Genomic DNA, 14,509 nt, shown 5'->3' on the forward strand with positions numbered 1-14,509 from the left:
TACTTTCAGAATTTCTTGTCTGAGCCGTCTTCCGGATTTCTCAACGGTTCATTGTGCCTTTATATTCGCAGGCAGCGCTCATCTTCTTTTTCTTCGGAACTATACATTTTCTCCGGCATATCCTAACCTGCATTTTCTAATTGTACTGATAATCTGTAAGAAAAAACATTGAAGGCATCCTAATATTTTTTATATTTGAATATAAAACTAATCATGAACAATGAAATCCTCAGTATACAGATTATTTTATTTTAAAGTGAGGCGTGGAATCTAAATCAGGATTATGAAGTTTTTCTTTTCAGAAATGCAAAGGGATGCCGAAAAAAGAAGTTGATAACAGCAGAAAACGACATTTTATCAGCAGATATTTATCTCAGATCTGATGATCTTTTTTTCCTCAGAAAAGGCATTAAAACGGGACTTGTGAGAATTCTTTCGTACTCTTAGAAAAGCATAGCAGCAGGCAGATCTCCTGTTACAGTTTATTTCAAACCAGACAAAAAAAGCAGAAATGAAGGTAGCCAAATTACTTTTCTCAGAAGGAAAATGGACGAGAGAGCTTAATCATGAACAGTTAGACTATAATGAAGTGCAATTGGTTCTTGGTTTTGGTGAAAGAAAGCTCCTGTCCGAAAACGAAGTTTTTGAAAGTATTCAACAGAAATTCCCGAATGCTGAAATCGCTCTGTGCTCTTCGGCAGGAGAAATATTTTGTAAAGATGTATACGATGATACGGTCTCCGTTACCGCCCTCAGATTTGATAATTCTGAAATTAAAACCACAGAAATCTGTATAAATGATTATAAAGACAGCCACGAAGCAGGAGTTGCTCTGATGAAAAATTTATATCGGGAAGACCTGAAATGGGTTTTTGTTCTCTCGGACGGAAGTAACGTAAACGGAAGTGAGCTGATAAAAGGAATTAATTCTGAAAAACGGAAAGAAGTTTTAATTTCAGGAGGTCTTGCAGGCGATGGCGATCGTTTTGAAAAAACTCTTGCGGGGCTGAACAAAGTTCCTGCTCCCGATAATATTGCAGCCATTGGTTTCTATGGCAGTTCTCTTATGCTTTCTCACGCTTCTTTTGGCGGCTGGGAAACTTTCGGCATCGAGAAAACGGTAACAAAATCTTCCGGAAATAAGCTCTACGAAATAGACGGTAAAAATGCTCTCGATCTTTATAAAAAATATTTAGGAAAATATGCTGAAGAACTCCCGAGTTCCGCACTGCTTTTTCCGCTTTCCCTAAAGCTGAAAGATAATGAAGAAACGGTAGTTAGGACGATTTTATCTGTAAATGACAGAGAAAATTATATGGTTTTTGCAGGAGATATTCCGGAAGGAAGCAAGGTAAGATTCATGAAGGCAAATTTCGACAGACTGATAGATGCAGCCACGGATGCGGCACAGCAATGCCAGGATTTTCACTCCGCAAATCCTAAACTGGCAATCCTTATCAGCTGTGTAGGACGAAAGCTGGTCTTGGGAAACAGAATTTCAGAAGAAGTAGATGCGGTTGTAGATGTACTGGGAAATGAAACCGCCGTAATGGGCTTTTATTCTTACGGAGAGTTTTCTCCTCTGAAGCCTTTCCAAAATTGCGAGCTGCACAACCAGACCATCACCATCACCGGTATTAATGAAATACTTTAAAGAAAATGAAATATCATAAGTTACTGGAAAAACAGATTAAAAAGTATCTTCCGGAAAGTTTTCACTCAGATTCGGAATTCAGTAATTTTTTATCTGCTGTTAATGATTCTTATGCATCTTACGAGAGAGATAAAGAACTTATGAACCATGCTTTCTCTAAAAGCGAAGAAGAATATCAGGAAGTATATCAGGATCTTAACAAAGAGTATATTCTGAAGCAGGATTCTATCAGTAAGCTCTACCAGTCACTGAAAATGCTTGATGAGAATATGGAAATCCGGCAGTCCGAAGATTTTGGAGAGCTTTCAGAATATCTTTCCGAGCAGATCAGGAAAAGAAAATCTGTGGAAGACCAGCTCAGCAGACAGCTGGAGTTTCAGCAGCTTTTAATGAATATTTCTTCAGAATTTATTAATATTCCTGTAGAGGAAATTAATGATAACATTAACAGTTCTCTTGAAGCCATCGCCAGATTTGTAAAAGCGGACAGAATTTATGTTTTTAAATATGACTTTCAGGAAAATACCTGCTCCAATTTGTATGAGTACTGCTCAGAAGGAATATTTTCCAATATCAGTTTTTATCAGGACTTTCCTCTGGAGCCTTTCGAAAAATTTGTGGAACTCCATAAACAGGGAAAATCTATTACCATTAATAATGCAGATGATTTTCCGGATAAAGATTTAAGAGATCTTCTGCTCTTAAACAATGTAAAAAGTGTTCTCGCCATTCCTTTGATGATCGACGGGAAGTGTGAAGGATTTGTAGGATTTGATGCAGTGCATCAATACCGTAATTTCGGGAACGAGGAAAATGATCTGCTGAAACTGTTTGCACAGATTCTGGCAAATATCCGGGTAAGATTCTTTATGGAAAGTAAGCTTAACAGAACGCTCGAACTGCTTAAAACATTACTCGCCAACCTGCAGTACGGAATTCTGGTGGAAGACGAAAACAGGAGAATTCTTTTTACCAACAGCTTGTTCTGCGATATGTTCAGTATCCCTCTTTCTCCTGAAACCATGCAGGGAATCGACTGCAGTAATTCTGCGGAAGATTCCAAACATCTTTTTGCAAATGAGGAAAGGTTTCCCGAAAGAATCAATGAAATTCTGGAGGAGAGAAAAATTGTTACAGATGAGCTTTTAGAAACCAAAGCAGGAAGATTTCTGGAAAGAGACTACATTCCGATTTATATCAACGGCAAATACAGGGGACATCTCTGGAAATATAATGACATTACGGAAAGTGTTTTGGCTAAAGAACTCCTGAGACAGAGTGAAGAAAGAAACAGGCTGATTATGAATTCCGCCATCAATGCCATTATCAATGCAGATTCTGAAGGGAAAATAACCTTCTGGAATAAGAGAGCCGAACAGATTTTCGGATGGAAGGCTGAGGAGATTACCGGGAAGACTCTGGCAGAAACCATTATCCCTGAAATCCATAAAAAAGCCCATGAAGAAGGAATGAAAAATTATATGGAGACAGGATACGGCCCGGTTCTTAATGAACAGCTGGAACTTTCTGCGATAAGAAAATCAGGAGAAGAATTTCCCATAGAAATTTCTATAATTCCCATAGAACAGGATGGCAAAAAGTTTTTCTGTTCTTTTATTCAGGATATCTCAAAAAGAAAAAGAGCCGAAGAAAATTTAAAAGTTCAGGAGCAAAAATACCGCAATATTATTGCCAACATGAATCTGGGACTTCTGGAAGTGGATAACAACGAAGTAATACAGTATGCCAACCAAAGTTTTTGTGATGTTTCCGGCTATGAAATTGATGAACTTATTGGCAAAGAACCTTCAAAATTGTTTTTATACAAAGAAAACAGTATTCCTTTGGTGGAGCATCATGTTTCACTCAGAAAAAAAGGACTTTCCAGCGTTTATCAGGTTCCTGTGAAAAACAAACGAGGTGAGCTGAGATGGTGGGCAATAAGTGCAGCTCCCAATTATGACGATAAGGGAAATCTTATCGGATCTGTAGGAATCCATCTGGATATAACCGACCAAAAACACATGGAAGAAGCGCTGAAGAAAGAAAAAGAAAATGCGCAGGAAGCTTCCAAAGCTAAAGAAGCATTTCTGGCAAACATGAGCCACGAAATAAGAACACCGCTTAACGCAATCATCGGATTTTTAAGGGAATTGGCAAAACAGGATCTTACCTCCGGACAAAAACAGTTTGTAGACAACAGCAACAGTGCATCTCAGCATCTGCTTTCCATCATTAATAATATTTTGGATATTTCTAAAATAGAAGCCGGCGAAATGTCTCTCGATATTAAAGACTTCTCTTTACAGCAGACAGTGAACAACGTAGTGAATATTCTTCAGCCGAAAGCGGTGCAGAAAAATATAAAATTGATCTCTGTTTTTCCTAAAGATATTGCTCCCGTTTTCAGGGGGGATGCTTCGAAGATCGAACAAATATTATACAACCTCATCGGTAATTCTCTGAAGTTTACCAACAAAGGAGAGATCAGGGTAGAATGTACATTTTTGGAGGATAATCCGGATAAGCAGAAGATAAAAATAAGTGTTGTGGATTCCGGAATAGGAATGAGCAAAGAATTCATCGAAAAGATCTTTAAAAAATTCTATCAGGAAGATGCATCCATTGCCAGAAAAGTAGGCGGAACCGGTTTAGGAATGGCGATCACCAAAGAGCTGGTAAAGCTGATGCAGGGAAACATTACAATAGAAAGCGAAAAAGAGAAAGGAACAAAAATAGATGTTACACTGGTTCTTCCTAAAGGAATACCGGAAAAATTAGAAAACCGGTCAGACTTCAGTCAGGAGATCTCTGTGGAAGGAACTCAGGTTCTTCTGGTAGAAGACAGTGAGCTAAACAGACTGGTTGCACAGAACACCCTTCAAAACTTTAAATGTATCGTTACCGAAGCGGAAAACGGAGCCAGAGCATTAGAAATATTAAAAGAGAAAAGCTTTGATATCATTCTCATGGATATACAGATGCCGGAATTGGACGGAATAGAAACTACGAAAATTCTGAGAAAGCAATACCATGTTTCTACCCCTATTATTGCATTGACGGCCAATGCATTTAAAACAGAAGTAGAAAAATGCAGAAAGGCGGGAATGGACAGTTACATTACAAAACCCTATTCTGAAAATGAACTGCTGGAAACCATATATCATTACACAAAAGGAAAAACAGAACAGGAAGATACAAATGAAGAAGCGGGAATTTATAATCTGCAGAATTTAAGATTGTTAAGCAGAGGAGATGAGAGTTTTGTAAAAAAAATGATCACTATCTTCATCAGCCAGATTGAAAATGTACTTCCGCAAATCCACACTTCTTTTGTGGAAAAGAACTACGCGGAGATCTCCAGGCTGACCCATAAAATAAAACCAAGCATAGAACAGATAGGAATAATCTCCATCACAGAACATGTGAAAACACTCGAAGCAAAATCGAAAGATATATCAATAGACCATCAGGAACTTTATGAAATGTTCTGTTACATAGAAGACATATTATCTTCGGCTGTACGTTTGCTTAAGGAGAAAGAACTTTAGAGCCTGTTTACATATTGAGTTTGTTTAAACTTTTTTAAATAAAAATATTCTTTTTGGAATACGTAGGATTTTATTTTTAGAGCGTGTCTAAATTTATAATTTGTTTTTACCATTAAGATTTAGTCTCGTTTGTTAAACTCATTTTAAATTTAACTGCAAAAGAGACAAAGACTTTATTGAATTTATTTAAAGTATTTCAAAAGTATGCAAAGAGAAAAAATCTGTGATTTTTTTAAACTTATGTGCTCTTTTTCCATTTAAGTATTAAACTTAAACTACTAAAGTGTTACAATCTTTTGCATCTTTTGCGGTAAAAAAGTTTAGACAAGTTTAAGAGCCTGTTAAATATTGCTAAATAAAAGTTTTACAGCTTTTCTTAACTTTCTCAATTAAAATAAACTTTGTTTATTCTTAAATTTAACATTAAGAAATCTTTAGATTTGGCGAAGTCAATTTAAGCTAGTTAAACTGATTCTAATTAAGAAAGCAATACATTGATTTTTATTAAGTTTTTTTAAGCTAAAGAGGCTTAATCTTAATGTTAAAAGTAAATTATAGATTGAAGCAAATCTGTTTCTAAAGACCTTCTCAATTCATGTTTCCATTATTTGGAAATGGATATATGTTTAAGTAATTGATTTTGAAATGTTAATAAGGGAATTTAACCTGTGTTTTCTCTGACTTTTCGTATCATTTAATATAAACTGCTAATCCAGGATGAGGTGTTAATAAAGAACTTTTACACAAAAAGTTTTAATAATACTAAGATTTTATTTAATTCCTCATTCTGATTTTCTGACTCTAATTGCAGTAAAAAGTTCTGTTCCGGCAATAGGGTGTTTAAAATTCCAAAAAATGAAACAAATTCTTTATTTTGGAATTTTTTTTATTTGGCATGAGGTTTAAATTATTGAAAATCAGTTGTTTTTAAGAAAAGCATATTTGTTGATTATGGTATGTTAACCTAAAATAACAGCAAGTATGAAAAATTTATTCTTTTTATTTATTCTTTTTTTAGGGGTAAATAATCTCTATGCAACAGGGGAGCCCTCAACTTACTTTCAAATTTACGTTCCTCCGAATAATGATGCTGTACAAAGAAATGTCTGTCTGGTCGTAACTGCCATATACGACGATACGGAATTTAATATTATTGATGATGGCGCAGACGGAGACACGGACGATTCTAAAACCGGCGTACTGAAAGCGGGACAGAGTTACGTGCTCTATATTAAAGATAATGGGATTAACGATGATGCCCGATACGCCTCCGGCGGCGTTTTAAAATGGGACGGAGACTATTTTATTGTAAAATCCAATAAACTGGTATATGCCTCCCAAAGTACAAACAGCGACTGGCAGCATGACTGGGTTCCGAGTGTGGATAAAAGTTCTATCGGACAGAAATTTATTGTTTATGCTCCTATGATTACCTCTTCTAACAGAGATATTAATGTATTTGCTTACCAGAACAATACAGTAGTAGACTTTTACAAAATCTCTACTCAGGCAAAAACAAATACAGGCTTTACCGATGTTGATGCTGAAAATCCCGTTAAAGTTTTTTCCAAAACACTGAACGTCGGTCAGGATTTAATTTACAGCTTTCCGGAAGGAAGGGATGTAATGATTTCGGGAGAAACCTATATGCTTGTCGCCAATAAGCCCGTAACCATGCAGTATGGCGCATTATTCGGTAATGAGCGGGACGGAGGAGGATATGTTCCCACATCCAATGGAAGTTCTTCCGGAGAACTGATGTATTTCGCTGTTCCTTATCAGGCGGGAGGCGAACAGGAAATCAGGATCGTAAGCTGGGACAATACCAATACCGTGAAACTGGATCGTTTTGTAAACGGAAACTGGGTACCTGTACAAACCTTCTCTCTCAATCGCTTAGCGGCGGGAGACTGGGTAGGAAAAACCAGTGGAAATGTTTCTTATCCTACCGTGTTCAGAGTTACCTGCACCGCAGGAAAAAAAGTTTCTGTTTTTGAAGGAAACTGGTTTGAAACCGGCTCTCCGGGAACCTCCGACATGGCGACAATGGTTTCTTCCGAAAGCGGAACCACAGCAGGAAAGAAGTTCCTTACGTATATTGCTCCTCCCGGAAATGAAACCAATGTAACCAATCCTTTAACAGGATCCAAGTATAACGGTTCTTTTTCTCACCTGTATTTATTTTCAAAAACAGGGGCTACCGTTACTGTAAAAGATGCTTTAACCAACGGAACAAAGTTTAGTAAAACATTTACCATAACCCCCGAGAAATACGCAGACTGCTCCATAAGTCTGAATGAATGGAAGGCATTTTATAACGGAACAGGTACAGCGTCAGGACCGGAAAGACCTTATCTGATCGTGGAAAGTAATAATGACATTGCAGTGATGAACAGTAATTTCAACGATAACTGGATGTGTTATACCGGAAGCTCGCTGGAACATTCTTTTACCCAGACAAGCAATGTAAGTGATGATGCACTTATCCCGACCGAACAGGCAACCGTAGTTTCTCAGGTTAAAACGGGCGGGGAAGTAACAAATCCTTCGGTGGAAGTTATCGTACAGGAAGGTCTAAAAGTGGTAGAATCGAAAATCATTAATCCCAATCAGTCTCAGACACAGGGGGTTATTACAGAGCTTAATGATAAAACAAAAGTAGAATACAATAACCTGCCTACTTTACAGCCTAACTCTACGTATCAGATTGAAACTAAAGTTGTGGCAACTGTAGGTGCCAATAACGGAGAATTGGTAGGAACTACCCTTAACTCTACCGTTGAAACCGTGGTAACAGGAAAAGTGAACGGAGAAACGCAGCAGTCTACCATCGCTAATTCTGTATCTGTACAGACAACCAATACGTCCAAACTTATATTTTCCCGTCTGGAAGATCCTGTATTTGATTCTTACACCTCCAACTCATGGACCATCAGCTGGGTAGACATCAATAATGATGGATATGATGATATCTATATTACAGATATGGGACTTACAGCGCCTAACCGAATCTTTATGAATAATAAGACCGGAGGTTTTACAGCAGGACAGGTTTTACCTGAAGACGGTGTTTCTATGAGTAATACATGGGCAGATGTGGATAATGACGGAGATGAAGACTTATTGGTTCTTAATAATACAAGAAATCCCAACCGTTTTTACAGAAATGATAACGGTACATTAGTCGCAGACAATACCAAATCTTTTACTCAGGATGTTTCTTATTATCATGGAGGAGCATTTGCAGACTATGATAATGATAACAAAGTAGATGTATTTATGTGTAATTATTTCCCTACAAAATACAATGAGCTGCACAGAAATACAGGCAGCGGAGGCTTTGTAAAAGAGCAGGCAGATGCCATTCCGCTGGAAGCCAATTCTTCTCTTGGACCAACATGGGCAGATTATGACCAAGACGGACTGATGGATTTATTCGTTCCTAATGGCAGCGGAAATAAAAATTCACTATTCCATAACGACGGAAACGGAACCTTCTCCAAGAAAAATAACATCATCAATCAGGAAGGCGGAAAATCTGTAGGAAGCTGCTGGGGAGATATTGATAATGATGGCGATTTGGATCTTTTTGTTACCAATTCCAACAGCACAACCAATTTCCTGTATAAAAATTTAGGAAACGGCAATTTCCAGAAAATTACCAATTCTATCGTTAATCAGGGAGGAAGTTCTCACGGATGCAGCTTTGCAGATATAGATAATGATGGAGATTTAGATTTATTTGTTACCAATGACCGAATCAGAAAATTCCTTTACTTTAACGACGGAAACGGGAATTTTACTGAAAACAGAGACGAAGCGATTACCTATAATTTCGGACTTTCTTTCGGACACGCATGGAGCGATTACGATCATGACGGCGATCTGGATCTTGCCGTGGCAACCCATTCTAATCAGAAAAACCATATTTTCGTCAATAACGGAAATACCAACAAATGGTTAGAAATTAATCTGAAAGCCACTGAAAGCAATGGTTCTGCCATCGGTACAAAAATATTTGTAGAAACAGGCAGCAAAACACAGATGAGAGAAGTAAACAGCCAGAGCGGATTTGGAGGACAAAGCAGCTATACACAGCATTTTGGACTAGGAAACGCAGCAACCATCAATACGATCACCGTTAAATGGGCAAGCGGAATCATTCAGAAGCTGACGAATGTTTCTGCCAACCAAATACTCGAAATCGTAGAACCTCAGCAGACAAAAGTTTCCGGTATCGTTTATTTCGACAGCAATAATGATGGCGTGAAGCAGGACAGCGAACCTACCGTTTCAAGAGCGGCTATTAAAGTGGTGCCTACGAATGCCAAAGTATACTCCAGTGATAACGGAACCTTCAGTTTCTATACGACACAGAATGATGTGGAGCTGAAAATTTTAGAAGAAAACGGATTAAGTGCAGGGTCTAAAGTTTTTGATCTGACCAATTATCAGCCTTCCCAAAAAATATTTATCGCTGCAAATTCAACCTGTAACGATACAGATTTAAAAATAAATATGGGAGGAACTGCTATCCGTAAAGGATATACCAATAATCAGTTCAAAATTGTGGTGAGCAATCAGTCCAGAAATACATCCAATTCAAGCGTTATAAACTTTACCATACCTTCATCTGTAAATATTATCAGTCCGTCTTCACCAATTGCGCAGCAGGAAAGTTTTGTGGCAAACTCAAAAAACTATACGCGATATTCCTGGAGCGTGGGATCTCTGAATCCTTTTGGCAATAAAATAATCAGTTTTATGACCGGTACAGATGCATCTGTTTTAGTTGGAGATGAATTAGATTTTAAAGGAGAAATTGTAAATCCATCTGCAGACTGTAATTTAGACGATAACCTGTTGATGCAAAATTACAACGTATACGGAGCCATAGATCCTAATGATATTCTGGTTTATCCGAAGGGGTATGGAGAAGAAGGATATATACTGCCGGATCAGATGCTTACTTATACCATCAGATTTGAGAACGTAGGAAACTTTGCTACTCAGAATGTATCGATTATAGATGCAATTCCGCAGGAATTAGACATCAATACCTTTAAACTGGTATCGGCAAGTCATGATAACGTATCTACGGAAATTATAGATAACAAGATTACCTTTAAACTGGAAAATATATTTTTACCGTCTACTTCTGTAGACTCAGACAGATCTCAGGGCTATGTTACCTTCTCAATCCTGCCTAAAAAAGGATTAAAAGAAGATACGAAAATTAAAAACAGTGCATCTATTGCATTTGATGATGAAAATCTTCTGAAAACCAATACGGTAACCAATACCATCCAGTCTAAAGCACAGGAACAGGAAATGACAGTAGTTCATCTGTATCCGAATCCTGTAAACGATGTGGCATTTATAAGACTGGAACACAGAAAAGGTGCGGAATATACAAGAAAGAAAATAATAAGAGCTGAAGTTATTGATGTTAACGGAGTGCTTATTCTGGAAAAGAATTTCAGTCCTTCAGAAGAAGTAAGAATCGATCTTCCATTACAAATCAAAGGATACTATTTACTGAAAGTTACAGATTCTGAAAATAAATCATATACAAAGAAAATGGTGGTTAAATATAGAGAATAATAATAATTAGTTTTCCCAACTCTGCATCCCAAGTCAGTTTTAAAATGGCAGAGTACAATGTTTTCATGTTAAACCATTCGAGAGATCGAATGGTTTTTTTGCATTAAAAAATGGCAGTGTATTTAAATCTGATAATGCTTAGGAATTATAACATCAGTTTCAATAATTTCTTAAAGAATTTTATTTCAGAAAATGAAATATCATAAAAATACTTTGTCGGTTTGCGGCTCAAAATTCTTAAAAGTGTGAAAATTTTCAGAGCATATTTTACAGTTGAATATTTATTTAAGGTTAAAAATTTTAGGATTAACTGATATAAAATGTTAAATAATTCATAATTCAATTGCTTAAAAATAAGCTCATCTTTCTGCATAAAAATGATTTCATGTATTGTGTTTCGTTAGTTAAGTATTTGATAGTCAATGTAATAAATATGTATATCAAATGTATATACATATTATTTATGAACTAATTGTTAACATTTTTAATTTAGGCAGAAATGATTCATGAGCAGATTTTATATCCCTATGAATAATAAACATGAATAGAAAATTATATATATAATGAAAAGAATATTATTTTTTTTGGCCTGTATCGGCGCTCATCTTTCCCACGCTCAGGCACAAAAAGTTGAGGTGGCGAATAATGCCGACGGACAAAAATTAGAAGTAAACGGGAAGCCTTTCATTGTAAACGGAATGAACTGGGATTACTATCCTGTCGGAACCAATTACAACTATTCCCTTTGGAAGCAGTCCGATGATTTCATCAAAAAAGCTCTGGATGATGAAATGGGACTTCTGAAAAATATGGGCGTAAATACCGTAAGAATCTACACCGGAATTCCTGCAAAATGGATTACCTACATCTACGAAAATTATGGAATTTACACCATGCTCAATCATTCCTTCGGAAGATATGGTCTTACCGTGAACGGATCCTGGGTAGTAAATACAGATTATGCAAATCCTGCAACACAGGAGCTCTTACTGAAAGAAGCAAAAGAACTTGCAGAGCAGTATAAAAATACACCGGGACTTTTGCTTTACCTTTTAGGAAACGAAAACAATTACGGTTTATTCTGGGAAGGAGCAGAGACAGAAGACATTCCGGTGAAAGACAGAAAATCTACCCAGAAAGCAGTTGCCATGTACAAGCTGTTTAATCAGGCGGCTCTGGAAATGAAATCCGTAGATTCCGGTCATCCAATTGCCCTGTGTAACGGAGATACCCTGTTCTTGGATATCATTGCCAAAGAATGTAAAGATGTAGATATTTTCGGAACCAATGTCTATCGCGGTGCTTCTTTTGGCGATCTTTTCCTGAAAGTAAAAACAGAATACGGAAAACCGGTACTTTTCACAGAATTTGGGGCAGACTCTTTTAACGAGCTTTCTCAAAAAGAAGATCAGGATGCACAGTCGTATTACCTGCTCGGAAACTGGCAGGAAATTTATGAAAATGCAGCCGGTATGGGAAAAGCAGGAAATGCTCTGGGAGGATTTACGTTCCAGTTTAGCGACGGCTGGTGGAAATACAAACAGACCGAAGATCTGGATGTACACAATACCAATGCTTCATGGAGTAACGGAGGATACATCAGAGATTACCGGAAAGGCGAAAACAACATGAACGAAGAATGGTTCGGGATCTGCGCCAAAGGAAAAACAGATGCTACAGGACATTACCAGTTGTATCCCAGAAGTGCATATTATACCTTAAAACAGGTTCATCAGTACAATCCTTACGAAAGTACCCAGATGAAATCTTCCGGTGCGGTTAAAAACTATTTCAATGACATCAGCATAACCGATGCAAGCCTTAGAGCAAGAGGAGATAAGGCTGCTCTGAAAGGAGAAAGCAATGATCTCATCAGAATAAGCAATCTCAGAGCAGATTTTTCAACCTTCAGTACAGGAGGAAGTCTCATCACAACACCGAAAGATAAAACAGATGCTTATACATCCTATCCGAACAGACAGGGTTTTGATCATATGGAATCTTATTACGTGGGAGTAGAAGGAAATCCGACTGCCAATATGAGAGCCAATGTGAATTTTAATATTCTGGGAAATGTGGCGGAAAATCCTATTGATCAGATATTTTATGAAAATAGGGGAAGAGCCATTCAGGTAATGAATGCAGACGGAACCACAACCACAATGAGAGATCTCAACAGAATTCAGGTGTACAACGCAAGTTATACCTGGAATCAGAAATACTTTGATCTCCACGGATTTTACAGAACAGGGCATTACCATTGGGGATATGAAGGCGATATTTTCGGACTTTATCCTGAAGCCAATTATGGTCCTAATATGGACATCTACAATGGACAGGCACCATTCGGTTTTGAATTCACCGGAAAAAAAGAAATCAACGGGCTGAAAGTAGCTTTCGGACCTGAACTCTGGTGGGGAGCCAACCCTGCATTATTGGTGAAATACTCAAGAAAAGCGGGGAAATTTGATCTTACAGGAATCTATCATGAAGATCTTGATCAAAGAGGAGATACACAGAGTTCATTTGCCATTCCTCAGCCTAAAACAAGAAGAGTAACATTAGCAGTTCAGAGAAAATTCGGAAACTTCGGAGTTGATCTGGGAGGAATCTGGGGCGGACAGCCGCTTAACGGAAGAACATTCCAGCTGTACAGAGACGGAAATATTTATCAGGATCAGATCAGCGGAAAAGACAATTGGGGAGGAAAAGCCAAATTTACCTACACCGGCGGAAAATTCAACTGGTACGCTCAGGGAGCCATGATGGGGCTGGTTGCCAATGGAGGAGCAGATTACACGCAAACCTTTACCGGATGGAGACTAAAAGACAGCGGAAGCGGAAACCAGTATAATGTACTCTCAGGATTTACCTACAACATCGGAAATTTCCAGATTGCGCCTAATTTCCTTTGGCAGAAACCGATCGAAGGTCCGGTTCCGGCAAATGCACCTGCACCGGGAAGACCAAGAAACATACTGGAAGATCCTTTTGTGGTAAGAGCAAACCGCGAGCAGACCGCAGGAGAAATCCTTTTCACGTATGATCCTACTCCGGCTACATGGATGTACGCGTGGGACAGTGATAAAACAGAAGATGCACCATTTGCATTCAGTACAGGATTTGTATACAGACATTTGCCGACAACACAGGATGCTGCAATAGGAATTTTACCGGACGGAAGAACCACGTTCGCATTTCCGGGAGCTGCACCGGCAGCTAATCTTTGGGAAGCCAATGCCAGAATTGTTTCTAAAGTAAGCTCAGACTTCGGAGTGATTGCCAATATTTACGGCGGAACGGCACAGGCGAATGGAAGCGATACCAGAAAAATCGAAAGATTCGGACTGGAGCTGAGAACCATTTACAAAAAATTAAAATTTGTTACAGCATTCAAACTGAACGACTGGGGACCTTACGATTACCACAGAGATTATAACCTTACCTTCCCGATGCAGCTGATGGGAGATCTCTCTCTTGAAATCGGAAAACCGGAATGGTGGATTCTTCCGGGAACAAGAATCGGAGTTCGCGGGACGTACAGAACTTTAGATCAGTATTCTCCGAGATATGCCCCTACATATACCATTAACGGAGCCGGAAACTGGGTTCCTGATCCTACCGCAATCGGGTTCCCGAACGGAAACGAATGGGAGATAAGAACGTATATTCAAATCAACATCGGTAAATAACTTGTACA

The 14,509-nt window shown here is 38.1% G+C and carries 4 protein-coding genes; all 4 read left to right on the forward strand.

The annotated features are described in order from the left end of the window. Positions 1-511 precede the first annotated feature (511 nt). The 4 genes from WFH39_RS10540 to WFH39_RS10555 all read left to right on the forward strand — a co-directional run bounded on the left by WFH39_RS10540 (position 512) and on the right by WFH39_RS10555 (position 14,501). Complete coding sequence (locus WFH39_RS10540; protein WP_336689862.1) at positions 512-1,654, forward strand: FIST signal transduction protein; 1,143 nt, start codon at positions 512-514, stop codon at positions 1,652-1,654. A gap of 5 nt (positions 1,655-1,659) precedes the next feature. Continuing rightward, positions 1,660-5,205 carry a PAS domain S-box protein gene (locus tag WFH39_RS10545; protein WP_336689863.1) on the forward strand — a complete coding sequence of 1,182 codons (3,546 nt, stop codon included), beginning with the start codon at positions 1,660-1,662 and terminating at the stop codon, positions 5,203-5,205. A 981-nt stretch (positions 5,206-6,186) separates the two neighbouring features. Next, on the forward strand, positions 6,187-10,809 hold the full coding sequence (locus WFH39_RS10550; RefSeq protein ID WP_336689864.1) for an FG-GAP-like repeat-containing protein: 4,623 nt from the start codon (positions 6,187-6,189) through the stop codon (positions 10,807-10,809). Positions 10,810-11,372: 563 nt separating this feature from the next. Continuing rightward, positions 11,373-14,501, forward strand: a complete 3,129-nt coding sequence (locus WFH39_RS10555) for a glycoside hydrolase family 2 TIM barrel-domain containing protein (RefSeq protein ID WP_336689865.1) — start codon at positions 11,373-11,375, stop codon at positions 14,499-14,501. The last annotated feature ends 8 nt before the right edge of the window (positions 14,502-14,509 follow it).

Source organism: Chryseobacterium sp. MMO-72 (assembly GCF_037146035.1).
Taxonomy (GTDB): domain Bacteria; phylum Bacteroidota; class Bacteroidia; order Flavobacteriales; family Weeksellaceae; genus Chryseobacterium; species Chryseobacterium indicum.

Excerpts from the sequence above, each read along its gene's own strand:
- WFH39_RS10540 (WP_336689862.1), top strand. The coding sequence starts at position 512 with ATGAAGGTAGCCAAATTACTTTTCTCAGAAGGAAAATGGACGAGAGAG.
- WFH39_RS10545 (WP_336689863.1), top strand. The coding sequence starts at position 1,660 with ATGAAATATCATAAGTTACTGGAAAAACAGATTAAAAAGTATCTTCCG.
- WFH39_RS10550 (WP_336689864.1), top strand. The coding sequence starts at position 6,187 with ATGAAAAATTTATTCTTTTTATTTATTCTTTTTTTAGGGGTAAATAAT.
- WFH39_RS10555 (WP_336689865.1), top strand. The coding sequence starts at position 11,373 with ATGAAAAGAATATTATTTTTTTTGGCCTGTATCGGCGCTCATCTTTCC.